Annotated in this window: 17 protein-coding genes; 16 read left to right on the top strand and 1 reads right to left on the bottom strand. The window is 32.1% G+C overall.

The annotated features are described in order from the left end of the window. Positions 1 to 102 precede the first annotated feature (102 nt). The 10 genes from uvrC (at position 103) to V6251_RS04790 (ending at position 14,952) form a co-directional block, all read left to right on the top strand. On the top strand, positions 103 to 1,896 hold the full coding sequence (gene uvrC / locus V6251_RS04745) for an excinuclease ABC subunit UvrC (protein ID WP_341587248.1): 1,794 nt from the start codon (positions 103 to 105) through the stop codon (positions 1,894 to 1,896). Beyond that, a complete protein-coding gene (locus V6251_RS04750) occupies positions 1,893 to 4,127 on the top strand; it encodes a patatin-like phospholipase family protein (RefSeq protein ID WP_341587249.1) in 2,235 nt (744 codons plus the stop codon). The genes uvrC and V6251_RS04750 overlap by 4 nt, the downstream gene beginning before the upstream one ends. 337 nt (positions 4,128 to 4,464) lie before the next feature. Further along, a complete protein-coding gene (locus V6251_RS04755) occupies positions 4,465 to 5,625 on the top strand; it encodes a homogentisate 1,2-dioxygenase (protein WP_341587250.1) in 1,161 nt (386 codons plus the stop codon). Between the two features lie 137 nt (positions 5,626 to 5,762). Next, positions 5,763 to 6,926 (top strand): 4-hydroxyphenylpyruvate dioxygenase, encoded by a 1,164-nt coding sequence (gene hppD, locus V6251_RS04760; RefSeq protein WP_341587251.1) that lies wholly within the window; start codon positions 5,763 to 5,765, stop codon positions 6,924 to 6,926. A gap of 144 nt (positions 6,927 to 7,070) precedes the next feature. Then, positions 7,071 to 7,853, top strand: coding sequence for a DUF3108 domain-containing protein (locus V6251_RS04765; RefSeq protein ID WP_145005659.1), 783 nt, complete (start codon positions 7,071 to 7,073; stop codon positions 7,851 to 7,853). Between the two features lie 7 nt (positions 7,854 to 7,860). Then, positions 7,861 to 8,784, top strand: coding sequence for a tryptophan 2,3-dioxygenase family protein (locus tag V6251_RS04770; RefSeq protein ID WP_341587252.1), 924 nt, complete (start codon positions 7,861 to 7,863; stop codon positions 8,782 to 8,784). Continuing rightward, entirely contained in the window at positions 8,742 to 10,061 is a 1,320-nt protein-coding gene (locus V6251_RS04775; RefSeq protein ID WP_341587253.1) for a M23 family metallopeptidase, read from the top strand. Before V6251_RS04770 ends, V6251_RS04775 begins: the two co-directional genes overlap by 43 nt. After that, complete coding sequence (gene pgi, locus V6251_RS04780) at positions 10,061 to 11,704, top strand: glucose-6-phosphate isomerase (RefSeq protein WP_341587254.1); 1,644 nt, start codon at positions 10,061 to 10,063, stop codon at positions 11,702 to 11,704. The genes V6251_RS04775 and pgi overlap by 1 nt, the downstream gene beginning before the upstream one ends. 169 nt (positions 11,705 to 11,873) lie before the next feature. Beyond that, entirely contained in the window at positions 11,874 to 14,417 is a 2,544-nt protein-coding gene (locus V6251_RS04785; RefSeq protein ID WP_341587255.1) for a TonB-dependent receptor, read from the top strand. Between the two features lie 100 nt (positions 14,418 to 14,517). Then, positions 14,518 to 14,952 carry a hypothetical protein gene (locus V6251_RS04790; protein ID WP_145005677.1) on the top strand — a complete coding sequence of 145 codons (435 nt, stop codon included), beginning with the start codon at positions 14,518 to 14,520 and terminating at the stop codon, positions 14,950 to 14,952. A gap of 55 nt (positions 14,953 to 15,007) precedes the next feature. Here the strand turns inward: V6251_RS04790 and V6251_RS04795 are convergent, their stop codons facing one another. Beyond that, on the bottom strand, positions 15,008 to 16,102 hold the full coding sequence (locus tag V6251_RS04795; protein WP_341587256.1) for an endonuclease/exonuclease/phosphatase family protein: 1,095 nt from the start codon (positions 16,100 to 16,102) through the stop codon (positions 15,008 to 15,010). Positions 16,103 to 16,242: 140 nt separating this feature from the next. On the opposite strand from V6251_RS04795, the gene V6251_RS04800 reads away from it, so the two are divergent. From V6251_RS04800 to V6251_RS04825, 6 genes are all read left to right on the top strand, one after another. Further along, a complete protein-coding gene (locus V6251_RS04800; RefSeq protein ID WP_145005683.1) occupies positions 16,243 to 19,050 on the top strand; it encodes a TonB-dependent receptor in 2,808 nt (935 codons plus the stop codon). Positions 19,051 to 19,089: 39 nt separating this feature from the next. Beyond that, a complete protein-coding gene (locus V6251_RS04805) occupies positions 19,090 to 20,451 on the top strand; it encodes a DUF5689 domain-containing protein (RefSeq protein WP_341587257.1) in 1,362 nt (453 codons plus the stop codon). Positions 20,452 to 20,516: 65 nt separating this feature from the next. Next, positions 20,517 to 20,894 carry a hypothetical protein gene (locus tag V6251_RS04810; protein ID WP_341587258.1) on the top strand — a complete coding sequence of 126 codons (378 nt, stop codon included), beginning with the start codon at positions 20,517 to 20,519 and terminating at the stop codon, positions 20,892 to 20,894. Positions 20,895 to 21,152: 258 nt separating this feature from the next. Further along, complete coding sequence (locus V6251_RS04815; RefSeq protein WP_341587259.1) at positions 21,153 to 22,916, top strand: OmpA family protein; 1,764 nt, start codon at positions 21,153 to 21,155, stop codon at positions 22,914 to 22,916. 79 nt (positions 22,917 to 22,995) lie between these two features. Next, positions 22,996 to 23,868, top strand: a complete 873-nt coding sequence (locus V6251_RS04820) for a hypothetical protein (protein WP_341587260.1) — start codon at positions 22,996 to 22,998, stop codon at positions 23,866 to 23,868. A gap of 81 nt (positions 23,869 to 23,949) precedes the next feature. Then, entirely contained in the window at positions 23,950 to 24,543 is a 594-nt protein-coding gene (locus V6251_RS04825) for a hypothetical protein (RefSeq protein WP_341587261.1), read from the top strand. Positions 24,544 to 24,551: the final 8 nt, after the last annotated feature.

Raw genomic sequence — 24,551 nt, forward strand, 5'->3', positions numbered from 1 at the left:
ATTAATTTATTTTTAGGTTAAAATTTAGGCGATAAAGGTTAAGTTGTTTTTAAATAATTACCTTTGAAAAACTATCAATTTTCTTCGATTTTAAAGTGTAAGATGAGTCAAACTTCTTTAGATGTACAACTTAAAACTCTTCCAGAATCACCTGGAGTTTATCAGTATTTTGATACAGAAGGTACAATAATATACATTGGTAAGGCAAAAAATTTAAAGAAGAGAGTAAGTTCGTATTTTACAAAAACTCACGAAAACGGTAAAACTAGAGTTTTAGTAAAACGTATTGCTAACATTAAACACATTGTTGTACAGACAGAAACAGATGCGCTTTTATTAGAAAACAATCTAATTAAAAAACATAGACCACGTTATAATGTTTTACTAAAAGACGATAAAAGCTACCCATGGATTTGTATAAAAAAAGAGCGTTTTCCAAGAGTATTTAGTACAAGACGCTATATAAAAGATGGAAGCGAATATTTTGGACCTTACACCAATATTAAAACGGTTTATACCTTATTAGATTTAATTAAAGGCTTGTATCAGATTAGAACATGTAATTATGATTTGGCAGAAAGCAAAATCGAGTCAGGAAAATATAAAGTATGCCTAGAGTACCATTTAGGGAACTGTAAAGGACCTTGCGAAGGTTATGAGGATGAGGAAAGTTATAACCAAAACATAAAGGCAATTAGAGAAATTTTAAAAGGAAATTTTAAAGAATCTTTAGGAGAATTTAAAGAGCAAATGAGCAAATATGCTCAGGATATGCAGTTTGAAGAAGCCCAAAAAATTAAAGAAAAAATTCAGGTTCTAGAAAAATATCAAGCCAAATCTACTATTGTAAATCCTAAGATTAGCAATGTAGATGTGTTTTCCATAGTTAGTGATGCAGGTCATGGCTATATTAACTTTTTGCAATTATCATATGGGTCAATAATTAGGTCACATACTTTAGAGATTAAAAAGAAGTTAGACGAGACTGATAAAACCTTACTAGAATTAGCAATTGTAGAAATCCGAGCACGTTTTAACTCAAGGTCTAAAGAAGTTTACGTACCTTTTAAAGTAGATTTAGGTCAAGATATAAAAGTAACTATTCCACAATTAGGAGATAAAAAACATATCTTAGACTTATCCGTTAGAAATGCTAAATATTACAGATTAGAGCGTTTTAAACAGGTAAAAATTACAGATCCAGATCGTCATGCTAATCGTATCATGGCACAAATGAAGGTGGATTTGCGATTAGGTGAAGAGCCAAGACATATCGAGTGTTTTGATAACTCTAACATACAAGGGACAAATCCAGTAGCAGCTTGTGTTGTGTTTAAAAACGGAAAGCCTAGTAAAAAAGATTATCGTCACTTTAATATCAAAACAGTAGAAGGTCCTGATGATTTTGCATCAATGGAAGAAGTGGTATTTAGACGCTACAAACGTTTGTTAGAAGAAAAACAACCTTTACCACAATTGATAATTATTGATGGAGGAAAAGGACAATTATCTTCAGCTTTAAAAAGTTTAGATGCTTTAGGGTTAAGAGGAAAAATAGCCATTATAGGAATTGCAAAACGATTAGAAGAATTATTCTATCCAGACGATCCAATTCCCTTATATTTAGATAAAAAATCAGAAACACTAAAAATAATACAACAGTTACGTAATGAAGCCCATCGCTTTGGGATAGAGCATCATCGTAACAAACGAAGTAAACAAGCATTAAATACAGAAATGGAAACCATTCCTGGTATTGGAGAAAAAACAATTGTAGAATTATTAAAAGTATTTAAGTCCGCAAAGCGAATTTCAAATGCTAAAATTGACGAGCTAGAAGAGGTTGTCGGAAATTCTAGAGCAACAAAAATTTATAATTATTACCATAAAGAATGAAGCAGATATACATTATAATTATAACATTATTAACGTTAAGTACCAATCTTAACGCGCAAGAAACACAAGCTGCAGAGCCAAAGGTTGGGCTAGTCCTAAGTGGTGGTGGAGCCAAAGGTTTTGCTCACATTGGTGTTTTAAAAGTTGTAGACAGTTTAGGGATTAGGGTAGACTATATTGCTGGTACAAGTATGGGAGCAATTATTGGGTCACTTTATGCTTCAGGATATTCAGGCAAACAATTAGATTCTATTTTTAAAGGCGTAAATTTTGATGACATTTTAAATGATAATATCCCAAGATCAGCTAAGTCAACCTATGAGAGAGAAATTTCAGAAAGATACGCAATAACACTACCCTTTGATCATCTTAAAGTAAAGCTGCCAACAGCATTATCTAAAGGGCAAAACACCTTTAATTTATTAACAAAATTGTTGCTTCATGTAAGTAATGAGGACGACTTTTCTAAATTACCAATACCTTTTTTCTGTATTGCTACAGATGTAGAGACTGGTCAGCAAGTTATTTTAGATAAAGGTAATTTACCACAAGCAGTTAAAGCATCAGGAGCTTTTCCTTCATTATTTCAACCAGTAGATATTGATGGTAAATTGTTAATCGATGGTGGTGTTGTAAATAATTACCCAATAAAAGAGTTAAAGGCAAAAGGCATGGATATTATTATTGGTGTAGACGTACAAGACGGATTAGCCAATAGAACAGATCTTTCTTCAGCACCACAAATTTTATTTCAGATAAATAATTTTAGAACCATTAATGACATGAAAATCAAGTCTAAAATGACTGATATTTATATTAAACCAGATATTTCTAAATTTAATGTCGTGTCTTTTGATGACGGAAATCAAATAATTCACAATGGAGAAGTTGCTGCAAAAAAAGAAATAGATATTTTAAAACAATTAAAAGCAAAGCAACATTACACACCAAGTAAAAAGCAAACAGACCTGTCTCCAGATAGTTTACAAATTAATTATATAGAAACTAACGGAATAGATAAATACACAAGATCTTACATCCTAGGAAAATTAAAAATCAGACCTTACAGCAAAATTTCATACAACGACCTATCAGAAGGCGCTAACAATATAGTAGCAACCAATAACTTTGACAGCTTTTTTTACGAGTTAAAACCAGAACAAGACAATACTTACAAGATAATCACCAATGTGTCCGAAACTAAAAAAACAACCTTTTTAAAATTAGGATTACACTACGATGATTTATATAAAAGTGCCATTTTGGCCAACATAACTAAAAAGCAATTTTTATTAAAAAACGATGTAGTGTCAATGGATTTTATAATAGGTGACCACGTTAGGTATAACTTGGATTACTTTATAGATAAAGGGATATATTGGAGTGTTGGTTTAAAATCAAGGTATAACGAGTTTAGTCAAGGCATTGTAGCCAACGCATTTTTAACACCAACACAAATTAACACAACAGGTGTAAATAAAATAAATGCCGAGCTCTCAGACTTTAATAACCAAGTCTACCTACAAACCCTTTTTAGAAACGATTTAGTATTATCACTAGGTGTTGAGCATAAAAAATTAAGAGTAAAAACCGAAACTATTTTATCCTCAGAAGATGAAACAGAGACACTTTTTGAAAACAGTAACTATGTCAGTCTTTTTGGAGAATTAAAATACGATACCTACGATAGTAAATACTTCCCGACAGAAGGCATGCTTTTCTCTGCGCAAGGTAATCACTATGTGTATTCCTCAGATTTTTCAAGCACATTTTCTCCATTTACAATTCTAAAAGCAGAGTTAGGATATGCTTTCAAAGTATCTGATAAATTATCGTTTAACTTAGTCACAGATGGAGGATTTAAAATAAACCCTAAAGCAAATCGCTTTTTAGACTTTGTGCTAGGTGGTTATGGTAATAATTTTATCAATAATTTTAAACCCTTTTACGGATACGATTTTCTGTCCATAGCAGCAGATTCTTACATTAAAGGAGGCGTAAATTTAGATTATCAGTTTTTACCTAAAAACCACATAATGGTAGCAGCAAACTATGCCAATGTAGAAGACAGGTTGTTTGATGGTACAGATTGGTTTTCATGGCCAGAATATTCAGGATACGCAGTAGGTTATTCGTTTGAATCGTTCTTGGGTCCCATAGAAGCTAAGTATACCATCTCTCCAGAGACTAAACAAAGCTATTGGTTTTTTAACTTAGGATATTGGTTTTAATTGGGCGTTTTGTACTTAAACCTTTAAGGGTTTAAATACAACCAGGTCATCCATTATATCTTTTTTTGCCATATATGGCAGCAAAAAAAGGATGCCATTACTACCCTTAACGCAAGGTTAGACGCAATGGTCTTTTTTTCAATTTAAAAACACTTCCTAAACTCATAAAATTTTACGATATTTGTTACACTATGAAGACAATTTGGAGCGATTTACTATCACATTTAAAATTCTTGATTAAGCGTAATCCAGAGTGATCTTTCTTCCTTGTTAAGCATTTAGTAAAGCGTCACAAGTTTCTTAGACGTTATTTTTTTCAATTTAAAACTATAACAAAATGCCATTTTATCATAAACTAGGAAAAATACCACCAAAAAGACACACCCAGTTCAGAAAAGCGGACGGTACATTGTACGCAGAGCAGTTATTTGGTACCATAGGATTTGACGGTATGTCAACAAACTCCTATCACGAGCATAGACCAACACAAGTAAAAGAAATTAAAAAACAATACAGTGTTGCACCAAAAATTGCTAAAAAAAACCATATACAATCCTACCGTTTAAAAGGGTTTCAAGTCAAACCAGAAAACGATTATTTACAGTCTCGTAAAACAGTACTTATAAACAGCGATTGTAGTATCATTTTAGCAGCACCAAAACAATCAACAACAGATTATTTTTATAAAAACACAGACGCAGATGAGCTTATCTTTATCCATAAAGGTACCGGAAAACTGCGCACACACCTAGGTAACCTAGACTTCAAATACGGAGACTATCTATTAGTACCAAGAGGTGTAATTTATAAAATGGATTTTGACACTGAGGACAATCGTTTATTTATTGTCGAGTCTAAAAGACCAATTTACACACCCAAGCGTTACCGTAACTGGTTTGGTCAATTATTAGAGCATTCGCCATTTTGCGAACGTGATTTAAGACAGCCACAAGAATTAGAAACACATAACGAAAAAGGAGACTTTTTAATGAAAGTTAAAAAGCAAGACGATATTTTTGAAATGGTTTACGCAACACATCCTTTTGATGTCGTAGGTTACGACGGTTACAACTATCCATATGCGTTTTCAATCCACGATTTTGAGCCCATTACAGGACGAATCCACCAACCACCACCAGTACATCAAACCTTTGAGACAGACGCATTTGTAGTTTGTAGTTTTGTGCCAAGACTGTACGATTATCATCCAGATAGTATTCCAGCACCTTACAATCATAGTAATATAGATAGTGATGAGGTATTGTATTACGTTGACGGAGATTTTATGTCTAGAAACGATATTGATGCAGGACACATATCCTTGCATCCAGCAGGAATACCACATGGTCCACACCCAGGAGCAACAGAGCGTAGCATCGGGAAAGTAAAAACAGACGAGCTAGCAGTAATGGTGGACACGTTTAAACCATTAATGGTAACTGAGGAAGCGCTTAAAATAGCAGACGAAGACTATTACAAATCGTGGCTAGAGCATTAAAATTAAAAAGGATTTCAAAACAATAATTAATTAAGATTGAAATAAAAATTCAAGAATTTTAAATGAGGACTAAGGGTTAGTTGGTAGCCTAAAGCTTTTATTCTTGTTGCTTTATTCTTTCTTCTATATAAAGTATTATGAGTAAAAAAGAAGTAAAATCAGTAGACTACGGTTTAGAAAAAATATTTGAAGGTGCGCAAGATTTCTTGCCACTTTTAGGAACAGATTATGTAGAGTTTTATGTAGGTAACGCAAAACAAGCAGCACATTTTTATAAAACAGCGTTTGGCTTTCAATCTCATGCCTACAGAGGGTTGGAAACAGGGTCAAAAGATTCTGTAAGTTATGTGTTAAAGCAAGACAAAATCCGTTTAGTACTAACAACACCATTAAACAGTAAGTCACCAATTAATGATCACATTGTAAAACATGGAGATGGTGTAAAAATTGTAGCTTTATGGGTTGAAGATGCTAGAAAATCTTACGAAGAAACTACAAAACGTGGTGCAAAATCATACATGGAACCAATCGTTGAAAAAGACGAATTTGGCGAAGTAGTAAGAGCTGGAATTTATACTTACGGAGAAACAGTACATATGTTTGTAGAGCGTAAAAACTACAATGGACAATTTTTACCAGGATTTGTAGAGTGGAAAAGTGACTATAATCCAGAGCCAGTTGGATTAAAATACATTGACCACATGGTTGGTAATGTAGGTTGGGGAGAAATGAATACTTGGGTAAAATGGTACGAAGATGTTATGGGATTTGTTAATTTCTTATCGTTTGATGACAAGCAAATCCATACAGAATATTCTGCTTTAATGTCTAAAGTAATGAGTAATGGTAATGGACGTATCAAATTCCCAATTAACGAACCTGCAAAAGCTGCAAAAAGATCTCAAATAGAGGAGTATTTAGACTTCTACGAAGGATCAGGAGTACAACATATTGCAGTAGCAACGGATGATATTATTAAAACAGTATCTCAGCTTAAAGCAAGAGGTATCGAGTTTTTACCACCACCACCACAAGCGTATTATGATGATATACCAAACCGTTTAGGTGTGCATATGGAAATGATGAAAGAAGATATCAGTGAGCTTCAAAAGTTATCAATTATGATTGATGCAGATGAGGAAGGCTATTTACTTCAAATTTTCACTAAGCCAGTAGAAGATAGACCAACCTTATTTTTTGAAATCATACAACGTATGGGAGCACAAGGTTTTGGTGCAGGAAACTTTAAAGCATTGTTTGAATCTATTGAAAGAGAGCAAGCTAAACGAGGAACACTTTAACAAAATTTTATAGTTTAGTAACAAAAAAATGCCATCAAATACTCAGATGGCATTTTTTTGTTTTATACTTTTGGAATAGTAATTGTATTATAAGTTATAATATAATCTGTAACTTAAAAATTAAGTTATATAATTACAATAGTTATGAAAAAACAAATACTTATAATATTAGCAATATTTACCGCTAGCATGTCTTTTGCTTTCCAACAAGAACCTGCTTTTAAAGATGGCGAATGGTTTAAATTTAAGATGAGCTATAGTGGTTGGATGAAAGCTGGTAACGCTACCCTTCAAGTAAAGGAAACTACACTAAACGGTAAACCAGTATTTCATGTTGTTGGAAAAGGTTGGACAACCGGAATGATTAAATGGTTTTTTAAAGTAGAGGATCGTTACGAAAGCTATTTTGATAAAAACACAATTTTGCCATACAAGTTTATCAGAGATATTGATGAAGGTGGTCACAAAAAAAATATCGAAATCGAGTTTGATCAAGCCAATAAAAAAGCGCTAGTTTATAACAAAAAACACGATACAAAAAAGACACTTACAACAAAGCCAAATGTACAAGATATGGTGTCTACATTTTATTATTTAAGAAATAAATTAGATACAAGTACACTTAAAGTTGGTGACGAAATTAAATTGGATATGTTTTTTGACGAAGAGAACTATGGTTTTAAGCTAAAATTTTTAGGAAAAGAAAATCTAAGTACAAACTTTGGAACTGTTGAAACACTTATGTTTAGACCATATGTAATGGCTGGACGTGTTTTTAAAGAAGAAGAAAGTTTAACGCTTTGGGTGTCTAATGATAAAAATAAAATACCTTTACGTATTAAAGCAGATTTAGCTGTGGGATCGTTAAGAGCAGATTTAGAAGCCTATAAAGGATTAAAGCACAGCTTCAAAATTATTGTAGACTAATTAAAGCATGAGTGTAGACCAAAAAATAACCAACCAGTTAGAAGATAAATATAACGCATTAGATCAAAATGTAAATACACATTTAGAGGGTTTATTGCATAGTAAGCCTATCGATTATTGGGACTACATTCAAACAGATGCGCTTTTAAACTTACAAGTACAACGCACAACTTTGCCAGACGAAATGGTCTTTTTAATGTACCATCAGGTAAATGAGTTGTTGTTTAAAATGATTTTGTGGGAGATTGACCAAGTCGCAAAAAAAGAAAATATAACAGCTTCTTTTTTTGAAACTAAAATCATGCGTATCAGTCGCTATTTTGATGTATTAACATCTTCGTTTACAGTAATGAAAGATGGAATGGATGTCGAACAATACAATAAATTTCGTAATTCGTTAACACCTGCAAGTGGTTTTCAATCGGCTCAATATCGTAAAATTGAATTTGCTTCAACCGAGTTAATTAATCTAATTGACAATAGGTTTAGAGAAACCATAGATCGTAATACTTCTTTTGAACATGCGTTTGAACATTTATATTGGCAAGCAGCAGGAAAGGACTACAAAACTGGTAAAAAAAGCTATACATTAACAGTTTTTGAAGCTAAATACAAAGACGAATTTATTAGATTTGCAGAATTCTATAACACACATAACTTGTGGACAATCTTCAAAAGTTTACCACAAGATGTTAAAGAAGATAAAGATTTAATCAAAGCAATGCGTCATTACGATTACACAGTAAATATTACTTGGGTAATGGCTCATTATAACACTGCAAATCACTATTTAAATATTGGTGGAAAAACTGCAGAAGCAACAGGAGGAAGTGAATGGGTAAAATATATGCATCCAAAGTATCAAAGACGAATATTTTTTCCGGATTTATGGAGCAAACAAGAATTAGAAGATTGGGGCAAAAATGTTTGATATTACTAGCTTTTGCTTTAGTAATAATTAGTTGTAAAAAAGAAGATAAAACACCAATAGACACTGTTTCGGTTATTGAGCCTGAAGAGGTTTATGAGTTTGGTTTTAAACTTAACGATTATATAGTTAAGCGCGATACCATTAGAAAAGGTGATAGCTTTGGCGAAATCTTACAACGTAATCAAATAGACTATTCTAAAATATTTCAAATTGCCCAACAAACAAAGGATAGTTTTGATATTACGCGATTACAAATTGGTAAACCTTATACACTGTTGTGTTCAAACGATTCGCTTCAACAACCAAAATGTTTTATATATCAACCTACTAAAACGGACTATGTTGTAATCAATTTTCAAGATTCAATTCATGCTTATTCAAGCACTAAGCCTATAAAATTTGTAGAGAAAGAAGTCTCAGGTGTTATCGAGTCTAATATTTCTGAAGCTTTTGCAAAGCAAGGTAAAAGTGTATTATTAGCTTATAAAATGTCTGATATTTATGCTTGGACGATTGACTTTTTTAGACTTCAAAAAAACGATAAATTTAGATTAATTTATACCGAAAAATATATCGATGATAGTATTTATGCTGGAATTGATAATATCAAAGCAGCTTACTTTCAGCACAACGGAGAAGATTTTTATGCTTTTGAATTTGAAACAGATACTGTTAGAGGATTAAAAGATTATTTTACCGAAGATGCAAAAAATTTAAGACGCGCATTTTTAAAAGCACCTGTCGAGTATAAACGTATTTCTTCTAGATATAATTTAAACCGTAGAATTGCTTTGTATGGTAATCGCGTAAGACCACATAAAGGGACTGATTTTGCAGCTAATATTGGTACGCCAATTAGAGCAACCGCAAATGGGACTGTAATTGAATCTGCAAAACGTGGCGGAAATGGTAACTATGTAAAAATTAAGCACAACTCGACCTACAGCACGCAATACTTGCACATGAGTAAGCGTAAAGCTAAAGTAGGCGATTTTGTTAAACAAGGAGATGTTATTGGTTATGTAGGTATGACAGGTAATACATCTGGACCACATGTCTGTTATCGTTTTTGGAAAAACGGAAAACAAGTTGATCCATTTAAACAAAAATTACCAGAAGCAGAGGCTATTTCGGATAGCTTAAAAGCTAAATATTTAAAATTTGTAAAACCACTTAAAACGCAATTAGATGAGATTGAATTTATCCTTCCAATTGACGAAAATCAAATTTTAGATATTCAAGAAACGTCTAAAAACTCAATAACTTATACTAAGTAATGGCATTACCTTCAATCAACCCGACGACCACTAAAGCTTGGAAAAAATTACAAGCACATTTTGAAAACGTAAAAGGTTTAGAAATGAAAGATTTGTTCGCTCAAAATAATGATAGAGCAAATCACATGGCTATTAATTGGGAAGATTTTTATGTAGACTATTCAAAAAACAGAATTACTTCTGAAACTATTAACTTACTACTAGAATTAGCAGAAGAAACAAAGTTAAAAGACGCTATTCAGTCTCAGTTTTCTGGAGAAGTCATAAATAAAACGGAAGGTAGAGAGGTGTTGCACACTGCATTGCGCGCTAAAGCTACAGATACGATTTTAATTGAAGGCAAAAACGTTATGCCTGAGATTTTTGAAGTAAAACAAAAAATTGAAACATTCTCTAATCAAGTAATTTCTGGAGCACTAAAAGGATATACAAATAAAGCCTTTACAGATATTGTAAACATTGGTATTGGTGGTAGTGATTTAGGACCAGCAATGGTTGTGGAGTCGCTTCAATATTATAAAAATCATTTAACAACGCATTTTGTAAGTAACGTAGATGGTGATCATGTTAACCAAGTTTTAAAAACATTAAATCCAGAAACAACTTTATTTGTAATTGTATCTAAAACATTTACAACGCAAGAAACGTTATCTAATGCTAATACTATCAGAACTTGGTTTTTAGAACATGCTAAACAAGAGGATGTTGCAAAACATTTTGTAGCAGTGTCTACTAATATTGAAAAGGTAAAGGCGTTTGGGATTGATCAAAATAATATCTTTCCAATGTGGAATTGGGTTGGAGGTCGTTTCTCGTTATGGAGTGCAGTTGGATTAACAATTAGTTTATCGGTTGGCTACAAAAATTTTGATTCGCTTTTAGCTGGAGCAAATAAAATGGATACGCATTTTAAAAGTACAGACTTTGATCAAAACATTCCAGTTGTTTTAGCCTTATTAAGCATTTGGTATAATAATTTTTTTAATGCTGAAAGTGAAGCTGTAATACCGTACACACAATACTTAACTCAGTTTGCAACGTACTTGCAACAAGGTATTATGGAAAGTAATGGTAAAAGTGTTGATCGTAATGGTGATCTTGTTAATTATCAAACAGGAACATTAATTTGGGGAGAACCAGGAACAAATTCGCAACATGCATTCTTTCAATTAATTCATCAAGGGACCAAATTAATTCCAGCAGATTTTATTGGTTTTGCACAGTCATTACATGGTAATCAAGATCATCAGGATAAATTAATGTCTAATTATTTTGCGCAAACAGAAGCTTTATTAAATGGTAAAACAAAAGCAGAAGTTGAAGCAGAATTTGAAGGTCAAAACCTTTCAGTAGAAAAAATAAAAGAATTAACACCATTTAAAGTATTTGAAGGTAATAAGCCAACAAATACCATCTTCATTAAAAAGCTTACACCCGAAAGCTTAGGTAAGTTAATCGCTATGTACGAACATAAAATATTTGTACAAGGAATAATCTGGAATATATATAGTTATGATCAGTTTGGAGTTGAGTTAGGAAAGCAACTGGCAAATAAAATTTTAAATGAGTTTGACAATCAGGCTTTTGATGATCATGACGGTTCCACGTTAAATTTGCTTAATATCTACAAAAAATTAAGGTAAGCATTGTTAAAAAATTTGTTTATTGGTTGATTTGATTTGTATTATGTAATACTAAAAAGTATACGTAACTTCGCTTTGTGTAAAATTGTTAACGTTAAGTTAATATTGCAACTATAATTAGTCGTATTTTTGCACAAAATTTGAAACTAACAAATCATAATTAAACACAATGAAAAACACAATTAAAGTTATGTTTTTAGCAGTAACACTTATGTGTACTGCATTTACTATGGCTCAAAGTACTGTTACAGGAACAGTTATGGATGCCGATTTAAACTCACCGCTACCTACTGCTAGTGTTGTAGAGAAGGGTACTACAAATGGAACTACTTCTGATTTTGATGGAAATTTTACTTTAAAAACTAAATCGCCTTCAGGAGTTATCGAAATTTCTTACGTTGGTTATGGTAAAATTAGTATGCCATTCAGCGGAGATACTGATTTAGGTAATTTATCTTTAATTTCTAACAACTCCTTAGATGAAATTGTAATTGTTGGATCTGGAGTAATTGACTTAGCTAGTGGTAGAAAGACACCTGTAGCTGTATCAACAATTAAAGCTGCGGAAATTCAAGAAAAAGCAGGAAACTGGGATTTGCCAGAAGTATTAAAATCAACACCTTCTGTACAGAATGTTAAAGGCGGAGGTTTTGGAGACGGTCAAATGTTTTTACGTGGTTTTGATCAAACTAATACTGCATTCTTATTAAATGGGCAACCAATTAATGGTATGGAAGACGGTAAAATGTATTGGTCTAACTGGTCAGGAGTAATGGATGTTGCTAATGCAATACAAGTACAGCGTGGTTTAGGGGCTTCAAAATTAGCGATTTCTTCTGTTGGAGGAACTGTAAATATTGTAACTAAAACTATTGATAGAAAAGAAGGTGGTTTTGTACAACAAATGATTGGTAATGATGACTACACAAAAACTACTGCATATTTTTCTACAGGAGTTAATGAAAAGGGATGGTCTTTCTCAGGATTACTAGGTCATTGGCAAGGTGATGGATATGTTGACTATACAGCTGGACAAGGACAAACGTATTTCTTTTCTGTAGGTTATCAACCAAACGAAAAAAATGCATTTAACTTTTTGCTTACAGGAGCACCACAATGGCATGCTGCTGCTGGAAGAGGATCTATAGGAACCTTTCTAGAAAATGGTAGAAAATATAACGACTGGAATGAATCAGGAGTTAATAGTTCAAACACAATTGACAAGGGAGGCATTTACCCAGGAGGTAGAAATATATACCACAAACCTGTAGCTAATTTAAGTTGGGATTATACTATTAATGATAATTCATCATTATCAACAGTTTTATATGGTTCTTTAGGTCGTGGTGCATTTGCTTCTGCAATAATAAATGATGGTGTTGGATATGCAAGAGGATCATACAATAACCATAACTGGTTTGGTCTAGTTTCTAATTATAATAACAAAATAAGTGAAACATTAAACCTAAACTTTGGTGCAGATGTTAGAACATATAACGGTGTTCACTTTAGAGGTGTAAATGAATTTATTGGAGGACAAACTTCATTATCTGCAAATAGTACATTTCTTGGAGATTATACTATTACTGATACTTATGGAGGGATTAATCCTTGGGGTATGGTATTTAACCCAAATACAGATGCAAATCAACGTTTAGGGTATAACTACGAAGAGACAATTACTTATTATGGTGTATTTGGTCAGTTAGAGTATTCTAAAGATGCTGTTTCTGCCTTTTTCCAAGGAGCAATATCAAATCAAGATCACCAAGTAACTAACGAGTATAGTTATGATGTTGCTACAGATTCTGATAAAGTATCTAACTTTGGTTTTAATGTAAAAGCAGGAGCTGCTTATGCAATTAACAACTATAATAAAGTGTTTGTAAATGCAGGATATTATTCTCGCCAACCTTTTCATGACAATTTATATGATAATGTTAGAAACAGTGTGGATTTAATTGTTCCTTCTGTTGAAAATGAAAAAATCACTGGTTTAGAAGCTGGATATCAGTTTGGAAGTGATAAAATATCTGCAAACTTTAATGTATATCATACTATTTGGGATAATAGAACAGATCCATCTAATAATGGTGAAAATCAAGAATCTGCTACTTATGAGTCATATCAAACACAAGGGATCAAGCAAGTTCATAGTGGTGTTGAGTTAGAGGTTTTTACAAGACCTTTTAATAACTTAAAAGTTAATGGTTTCTTATCTTTGGGTGATTGGAAATATGAAGGTAATGCAAGTAGAAGAACTTTTGATGGAGATGGAAATGAAATAGGAACTCAAACTGAGATTGATGTTGATGGTCTAAATGTAGGTGGTGCTGCAAAAGTTACTGGAGGAATAAACTTAGATTACGAATTTCTTCCTAGATTTAGTTTCGATACAGCATTCAATTGGTACAATGATCAACATTCAGAAGGATCATTTAGCAAAGATGCACCTCCTTTATCACTACCATCTTATACAACTGTAGACGCAGGATTATCATACAAAATGTTAGTTGGCGAAAATGGTAGTAATTCTTTACAATTCAGAGTAAATGTGAATAATTTATTTGATGAAGTATATTTAGAGTCTGTTTTTGGTTCTACTGAAGCTTCAATTAATGATTCTGAAAATTATAAAGGAATTAACAAAAGCAATAACGGACGTTTTGGTTATGGAAGAACTTGGAACGCTAGTATTCGTTATAACTTCTAAATCTAATTAAGAATAAATTTTAAAAGCCTCTTCAATTGAAGAGGCTTTTTTTATGTAATTAATTATTACCTTTATACCTTAACTAATAAACTAAAAATATATGTATTCAACATTAAAATGGTTACATCATTATTGGGCATATTTAGTGCTTTTTATGATTGTAGTGGCAACCTTTAACGCAGTGTATAAAACAGTGACAAAAAAGGAATATGAGGCTAGAGATTTTAGAATGTCTCTTTTTACATTAATTGTATCTCATATACATTTGTTAATTGGTATTGTGCTTTGGTTTGCTGCAGACTACTTCTCTGAAATGAGTATGGGCGAAATCATGAAAAATGCAACAATGCGATCAAATGTTGTTGAGCATCCTGTTGCTATGATTCTAGCTGTAGCCTTAATTACTATTGGATATTCTAAGCATAAAAAGAAACTAACATCTACTAACAAACTTAAGTCAATTGCAATCTTTTACAGTATTGCATTAGTTTTAGTGTTAGCTAAAATACCATGGAAAGCATGGTTAAATTTATAGTATAAAAAAAGCGACCTTAATTAAGGTCGCTTTTTTTATTTATATAATTTAAAAATTAATTCTTTTTAACTTCTGTTTCAGTTGTGGTGTCAGTGTCTTTTACCTCCTTAACTAGGTAGATGTAAACAGGGAAGTGATCACTAAACCCATTAGTAAATCCACCATCAGCAAAACTTCTTAAAGGATAACCTTTATAACGACCCTTTTTGTTTACTAAATAGTATTTATTAAATATACCTGCTTTATAGTAGGTAAAGTTTGAATAATCCTTGTCTAAAAAAGGCTTAGTTATCATGATTTGATCAAATAAACTCCATGCATCTCTATAGGCAGTAGTACCTAGTCCCTCTTTTTTAAACATATCAATATAAGGATTGTAAATACCTTTAAAGTCAACTTTGTTTTTATCGCTTTCAGCTTTTAAAACATCCTTAACACTAGAGTTTGTTGGATCATCATTTAAATCTCCCATAGTAATAATTTTTGCATAAGGATCTATAGATTGTAAACTATCAATGATACTTTTGTTTAGCTTAGCAGCAGCAACACGTTTTGGTCTGCTTCTAGCTTCTCCACCACTTCTAGATGGCCAGTGGTTAACAATAATGTGCATTGTTTCTCCTTCTAGTTTTCCTGTAACTAATAGTTGGTCTCTTGTGTTAACGCGTTTACGTGTTTTATCATCGTAAATTTTTAAAGTGTGTGTGCTTTTTGATACCACTTGAAATAATGATTTTTGATAAAGCAAACCAACATCAATACTTCTGTTATCAGGACCATCAAAATGTACTATACCATAATCCTTACCTAATAATAAAGGGTCGTTTACAACATCTTCAATTACATTAATGTTTTCAACTTCACAAATTCCGATAAGTGCAGGTGTGTTATTAGTAACGTCACTTCCAACATCTGCGATAACACGTGCCATGTTATGTACTTTTTTCTTGTACACTTCAGAGCGATCTGCTTTAAGTTCCATCATTGGACTAGCCTCATCATATTTTGTTGGATCATTAATCGTGTCAAATAAATTTTCAAGATTATAAAAAGCAACAGTATGTACTTTAAACTTCTTCTTTTCTTGAGCATTTACAGAAAAAACAACCGTTAAACAAAACGCTGCAGCCCAGAATTTAAAATTTTTCATGTATTCTAATATTATGTTATAGTTATGTTAATACAAAACTCCTGCCAAAAGTAGATATTTATTATAAATAATGTAAATTTGCACGCCTTAAATAATGATTATTTAACGGTTAAGCATTTTTATTAACTATAATTTCTAGTATGAAAAAAAGTTTTTTAATTTTTTTATTCGGAATTTTCTCAACGTTTACACTTGTTGCACAACAAACTACAGTTAAAGGTAGTGTTAAGGACGCAGTAACGGATGAGCCTATTCCAGATGTAACAGTATCCATTCAAAAAACAGTATTGACTGAAAAAACAGACGGGTTTGGTCAGTTTACTTTTAAGAATGAAGTCCCTTTAGGAGAGCAAATTCTTAAAATTGAAAAAGATGGGTTTACTACAAAGTTTTATCCAATCATTATCAACGAAGGTAAGACGCTTGATATCCAAGATATGACTTTAGATCTAGCGGTTACAAATGAGCAAGATTTATTTACCATTACTTTATCTGATGACGAGTTAAATGATGACACAAGTGGTTCTGATAATATTTCAGGATTGTTATCTGCTTCTCAAGACATTTTTCAGCGTACAGCTGCTTTTGAATTTAGTTCTTCATTTTTCAGAATTAAAGGTTTAGATTCTGACAACGCCAAAGTATTAATTAATGGTGTTGAAATGAATAAGCAAGATACTGGTCGTCCACAATGGAGTAATTGGGGAGGATTAAACGACGTTATGCGTAACCAAGAGTTAAGTTTAGGGTTAACACCATCAGCTTACACATTTGGAGGTGTATTAGGATCTACAAATATTAATACTAGAGCTTCTAATTACAGAGAAGGTGGTCGTATTACTTACTCTTCTTCAAACAGAAGTTATACAAATCGTTTAATGGCTAGTTATGCTTCTGGATTAATGGAAGATGGTTGGGCATATACACTTATGATTGGTAGACGTTGGGGAGACGAAGGTTTTCAGGATGCGTCATTATATGATTCAAATTCATTTTTTGCTTCTGTAGAAAAGAAAATAAACGATAAGCATAGCATTAACTTTACATCTATATACGCACCAAACAGAAGAGGAAAATCTTCTGCAAATACACAAGAGGTTTATGACCTTAAAGGTATTAAGTATAATGAGTTTTGGGGAGATTTTGATGGAGAGCAAAAAAATTCTCGTATTAAAGAAGTGGAAGAGCCAATTTTAATGTTAAACCATTATTGGGATATCACTGAAAAAACAAGCTTAAATACAAACATAGGTTACCAATTTGGTAAAGTAGGAAACAGTCGTTTAGACTATGCTGGAGGAGAAAATCCAAGTCCTGCATACTACCAAAACCTACCAAGTTATTTTCTTGAAGATGACGATTTAGCTGGTGCATATGAAGCTGAACAAGAGTTTTTAAATGATGGTCAAATTGATTGGAACAGAATTTTAGATGCTAACTTAACTAATAATATAACTGGTGCAAATGCTGCCTACGTATTATATGAAGATAGAAACGATGATAAGCAATTAACATTAAATACTATTTTTAATACTGAGATTAACCAAAACATTCTGTTTAATGCAGGTGTAAATTATAAAAAATTAGATTCTGAAAACTTTGCTGAAATTATTGATTTATTAGGAAGCACAACAGGAGCTTTAAATGTTGATTCTTTCAGTCAAAATCAATTTGATTTAAACAATCCTGACCAAGTTGCATTTGTAGGAGATAAATTTAGATACAACTATAATTTATACGTTAACGAAATATCTGGTTTTGCTCAAGCACAATTTAAATACAACAAAGTTGATTTTTATTTAGCAGGAAGCGTAACAAAAACAGATTACCAAAGAGAAGGTTTATATAAAAACGAAAACCAAGTATATATCGAAAACGGTATTGAAAGAGACAACTCATTTGGTAAAGGAGATAAAATCGAATTTACAGGATATGGTGCAAAAGCAGGATTTACTTATAAAATATCTGGTAAACATTTATTAGATTTTAATGGAGCTTATATCGCTAAAGCACCTTCTATTAGAAACACGTATACAAACTCAAGAGAAAGTCATGATTATGTTGGTGTTATTAATGGTGTAAATAATACAGATATTAATATTACTGAAGAGAAAATTTCATCAGTAGATGCAAGTTATATCTTTAGATCTCCAATTATCAAAGCTAAATTAACAGGTTTTTATACTAAAATAGAAGATGCTAACGAAGTAGGTTTCTTCTTTACACAAGGTAGTACTACAGGATTTATCCAAGAGGTATTATCAGGAGTGGAAAAACAACACATTGGTGGAGAGTTTGGTATAGAAGCACAAGTAACACCTACTATTAAATTAAAAGGTGCAGCATCTGTAGGACAATATACTTACAACAATAATCCAAACTTATATGTAACATCAACTTCAGAAGATTTTATTGATGTACAAGGTGGAGATGTTGTTAATACATCTGGATTAGTTAGTACATCTAACTTAAAGGATTATAAAGTGGCAGGTGGACCGCAAACAGCTTATTCAGTTGGATTTGAATACAGAGATCCAGATTACTGGTGGTTTGGTGCTACAGCTAACTTTTTTGATAATGCTTACATAGACGTAAGTCCATTATCTAGATCGACTGAGTTTTACACAGATGCAGATGGATTACCGTATAACGATTACGATCCAGCAATTGCAAAAGAGTTATTACAACAAGAAAAATTTGATAGCTACATGGTAGTAAATTTAGTTGGAGGTAAGTCTTGGAAGATTGGAGATAAATTTATTGGTTTCTTTGCAAGTGTAGGTAACCTTTTAGATAAAGAATACAAAACTGGAGGTTTTGAACAAGGTAGACGTGCGGATTACAGAGCTTTAAGAGATGATGTAAACCTTGAAAAAAGAGTTTTTGGACCTAAATACTGGTATGGTAGAGGTGCTAATTACTTTGTAAATGTGTATCTTAGATTTTAAAAAGAAAAAGAAAAATTATTAATAATTAACATTACAATTATGAAAACGAATAAATTTTTAACATTAGCATTTAGTTTTATGGCTTTATTGGCTGTAACTTCTTGTGTAGAAAATGACGATTATTCAGTTCCAGAATCTCAAGGAAATGAAGAGAATGCTGCCTTAAATAAATTACTTTCAAAAATTGAATCAGGAGAAGTTGAGTTACAAACAATAACTCAAGTTAAGTCTAACTTTGTACAATACGAAGCGACGCAATTTGTATCAGAAATAGCGGTTAAAGGTTATGTGTCTTCAAGTGACGAAACAGGAAACTTTTATAAAGAATTTTTTATCCAAGACAGTCCAACTGACCCAACACAAACTTTAAAGGTAGTGTTAAATCAAGCAGATACTTATAACCAATTTAATAAAGGTAGAGAGGTTTATATCTATCTTAAAGATTTATACATTGGTGAAACTAATACTGGTGATGATGTTGTAACTATTGGTGGTAAATTTGATACGTTTGATAACGATGTTTTAGAAATGACATCTAACCAAATACCTAACCACTTATTTAGATCAACAACTACAGAAACACTTATGCCTGTAGAATTAGAATTATCTGATGTAGGAGAAGAGCATATTGGTATGTTTGTAAAATTAGTTAACGTACAATTTCCTGCAGGTTTAGAAAACAAACCTTACGTAGATCCTACAGACGATTTTGATTCTCAAAGATCTATTGAAAGCTGTTCTGATTCTGGAACTTTTACTTTAGAGTCTAGTACATTTGCTGCTTTTAAAAATGAATTATTACCAACAGATGGAAAAGGTTCTATCTCTGGGATAGTAAACAAAACTTATGATGGTTACGACTTAATTATCAACTTAAATACTACAGATGATGTCGTAATGGATGGTTTTAGATGTGATCCTTTATTTCAAGATTCATTCTCTGCTGCTAACTTAGATAAGTGGACAACGTTTAGCGTTACAGGAGCACAAGAATGGTATTATAACAACTTTGGTAACCCAAGTGATAGTGCAACTATGAATGGTTTTGCTAGTGGAGCACAAACAAACGAAGATTGGTTAATCTCATTACCAATTGATTTATCTTCAGTACCATCTGCATTTTTATCTTTCCAAACAGTAAAACGTTATGGTGGTAATAACTTAGAAGTATTTTATGCTACAGATTATACAGGAGGAAATCCTAATACAGACGGAACATGGGTTGCATTAGCACCAACGTTAGATACTAACGAAGGTAGCTGGTCATCTTGGACAGATTCTGGTAGCTTAGATTTATCTGCTGCTGCTGGTGGAAATGTATTTATTGCTTTTAAATATACTTCAACAAGTTCTGCTGCTTCAACATGGGAAGTAGATAACGTAAAAATTTCTGCAGAATAATTTTTGCAAAAACTAATATCTAAAAAAAAACCTGCTACATTGTAGCAGGTTTTTTTATTCAATTTATGACAACATTCGATCAACTTTTTTTTACTGTTTTTACTGCGTTTAAAGCGCGTTTTAAACAAAAGTCTAATACTATTGCTTTAGTTTATATCTCTGCGTTACAAATCGCCTTATTCTTTTTATTAGGTGTTTTTACCGCAACATTTTTAACCAAAATGAATGCATCTACTATTTCAAGTCAAAAAGCATGGACCTTATTTGTGCTTATTGCGATAGCAATACATATTAAAAACTGGTTAAAGTACAGTGGTAAAACTAGAAAGGTACTTAACGCTAAGTTTAACAGAAGTAAAGCAAGCAGTCACAATCTAACATTATTGTTAAGTTTGCCTTTAGTTAGTTTAATACTTGCAATAATTTTACTGCAAAGTATGTAATCCTACTTAACGTATTAAAAAAAGCCTGCTATATAATAGCAGGCTTTTTTTATGTCTCATGATTTGATTATAACCAGTAATGGATTCAAAACGACCAATAGCCTATTTGGTCTTTATTTACAGGGTCTAACTCTAGACATTTGTGCTATAGCGACAACTCCCAATAAATTGATTAATGCAAATTTTAATAAAGAAGGGTAACAAAACTAAAAGCTTCTTTATATAAACGTGTATAACTAAAATTTAAAAATGTAAATCATGAAAACTCTATTAAAATTTTTATTAATCGTATTTGTATTTGCTTCGGCATTTACTACAAACGCACAACAGGATGACAATAACTATTTTCAATTGTCACCAAGAATTGGTTATGACTTTCCAAGTTATAACAATAACACACCTTTTATAGATTATAATGGTGGAATGGATTTGGGATTATCCTTAGATTATTACTGGAATTGGTTTGGTCTAGGGTTTGATTTTGATTACATCAAAAACCAACCAGAAAGCACCTATCCAACAGACAATCTTTTTTACGCAGGAGGAGGTCAAATTAATAATTTCATTTTGTCAGAAGATGATATTTCTAGAGTCTTCTTGGGTATAGGTCCAAACTTTCAGTATCGTAGTCAGTCTAGACGTTTCTCTGCAGAGCTGAATACAAGAGTTGGTTTAGCGTCAATAAAAGGTGGAAGAACATTGTTAACAGACGATCCTGCTTCAACACTATTAAACTTTCATTCTGGTTACGACCTATCTAGTGTTTTTAGTTTTAAAGGACAATTGCGTTTTACCTATTACTTAAACGATAATTTTGGGATTAATGTAGGTGCTTATTATTTAAAACATTTTAGTGCTACAGAGCAATTAGATCCAACATTAAATATAGCTGCAGGATACCATCCTTTTAACACGGTTAACGATGTAGACGTAAATTTTAATAGCCTAGATCAAAGTGGTCCAATGTTAAGAGAGGAACCTTGCGATTGTGATATATCTTCAGTAGGACTATTTGCAGGCGTAACTTTTAAATTTAATAAAAAAGAAAAAGAATCTGTTTGCGAAGTTTGTGGAGAAGACCATATGCCTAGATGTTGTGCAACTTGTGGTTGTGGTGTAACGGTTACTGCTAGAGATAAATATACAGATGAAACACTACCTTATACAGATGTTGTTTTAACGGATTTAAACGGAAATATTGTACAGTCTGGTATTACTAACGCATATGGTGTTGTGGTGTTTAATGATGTTGCCGAAGACAATTTAATTGTTAAAGGAAAATTATATGGTGTTAATTTGGAAGAAACAAGTATTACCAAGGAGGACTTTAAAGCTTGTAAGAAAGATGGTAATAGCATTCAAAAAGTTATTAGATATGGTGATTTAAACTTCATCTTAAAAGGAAACGTAGTAGAGTGTAATACAGACAAAGGTATTCAAGGGGTTGATATTCTTCTTAAAGATAAAGTTAAAGCTGGACAAAAAAATACGTTGTCTGACTTAGATGGAGCATTTATTTTTCACTTAAAACAAGCGTCTACTTATGCGTTAAACGGAAATAAAGATGGGTATTTTTCGAATGAAGTAGAAGTGTCTACATCAGATGTTGATCGTAATAAATCACTGTTTATTGATTTCGAAATGTGTGTGAATCCTTGTGGTCAAGCCATTAAATTAGATAACATTATTTTTAATTTAGATAAATGGGATATTCTTCCTGCAGCAAGACCAGACTTAGATTATGTTGTAAAATTAATGCTAGATAATCCAACTATTAAAGTGGAAATGTCATCGCACACAGACTCTAGAGGTAGTAACCAATATAACCAAGAGTTATCTCAAAAAAGAGCACAATCTACAGTAGATTATTTAATGACTAAAGGTATTTCTAGAGACCGTTTAATTGCTCGTGGAGCAGGAGAGTCAGAATTATTAAATCGTTGTGCAGATGGCGTGCAATGCTCGGAAAACGAACACACCATTAATCGTAGAACGGAATTTAAAGTTGTGTGTATCAATTAAATTAAAAGCTATAAATCAATGTCAAATTAAGGTAGTATATAAAACAAAAAACTGCCTTAATTTATTAAAAATTATAATCATGAAAACAATATATAAAATGAAAAACAACGATTCAGAATCTAGATTTTTCACATCAATAAAATTAGTAGTAGTAACCGTTTTAGTTTTATTTGCTTCTGCATGTAGTGATGACGAGGCTTGCGATTATACCACACCAACAGACACCTTTCCATTTTCATGTGACTCTGGTATGGACGTAGCGTTTTTAATAGACTATACAGGTAGTATGGGAGAAGCTATTGAAGGTATTAAAAGTTCAATTTCATCAATAGCAACAAGTATTGTAACAGAGTCTGGTGGTGATTACCGATTGTCGTTATCAGTTTTTGACGAGGTTACTGCAGGTACTACTCCTAGTTACAATACTCAGGTTGGATATGCTAATTTACCTGCTGCACAAAAACAAGTTATTACTTCAGGTACAACTACTGCGCAATACTTAACCATGATGGAGCCATTTGCTACTGCAAATCAAACAACTTTTAGCACGCAATTAGCTAATTTAAATAGTGCAAATATGTCATTGGGTTCTGGCAATGGTTTTGCAGAACCAGGAGCATTATTATTGGATCAAATTTTAAATAATAATTTTTCGGGATCTTGGAGATCTGGTATAACTAAATTAGTATTTATAATTACAGATGCACCAGCAGGTGGAGATGATGATATTAATACTGCTATTGATGATACCTTTTTAAATGGATTGGCTACTCAAGCTAATTTGGATAACGTACAGTTAGTTTTAGTATCGACATTAGCATCGTCTAATTATGAGCTAGAGCTTATTAATAATAATATTTTAGGAGATAAAATGATTGTCCCTAACTTTAATAATATAGCTGAAAATATTATCACACTAATCGAAAATATTTGCGACGGAAACGAAGAATAATCATTACATAATTTCAAAATTAGTCTAACAAACTCAAGACTGTTAATACAAATAGTCTTGAGTTTTATTAAATTTTAAACAATGAAAAAACTATTTAGACTACTAATAATGTCTCTTATTTTATCGTCATGTACAGATGCAAATAATGGTTTAACTAAAGCATTAGCTATACAAAACATTAAAGCTTGCGATGCAGAAAATCCAGTGGAATTTATAAAAGGAATTTATGTTGGTAAAATGACTTATCAAAATGCAGGAACAAGTCTAGTAGAGTTAGGTTACATTAAAAAATTAGCAAAATCTGGGATTGTAGTCTTGGATTCATTATCCTCTAGCAATCAACAAATGTCAGATCATATCAGGATAAATACCGTTTATAATGTTTCCATTAAACCAGAATATAAAAAGCATGTTACCAAGCAGAAGGACAATATTGCTTTTGTTAGATTAGTCTCTAGAGAAGTACAAGAAGTAACATCTATTTCATTAAAAAACGATGTTAGAGCAGAGGTGATGGCAACTTTTAAAAAGTTAAAAACACCATTTTATGACATTCAATTTGATCAATCAACCAGGTTAAAAACAAGACAAGATGTGTTTACAGAAGTCATTGGTTTTAATAAGTCTAATAAAGACGGTTGGACAAGCTGCTTTTTAAAAGAAAACAAACAGTAATAAAATAT

Origin of the sequence: Olleya sp. Ti.3.14 (genome assembly GCF_038154885.1) — a bacterium.
Classification (GTDB): Bacteria; Bacteroidota; Bacteroidia; order Flavobacteriales; family Flavobacteriaceae; genus Olleya.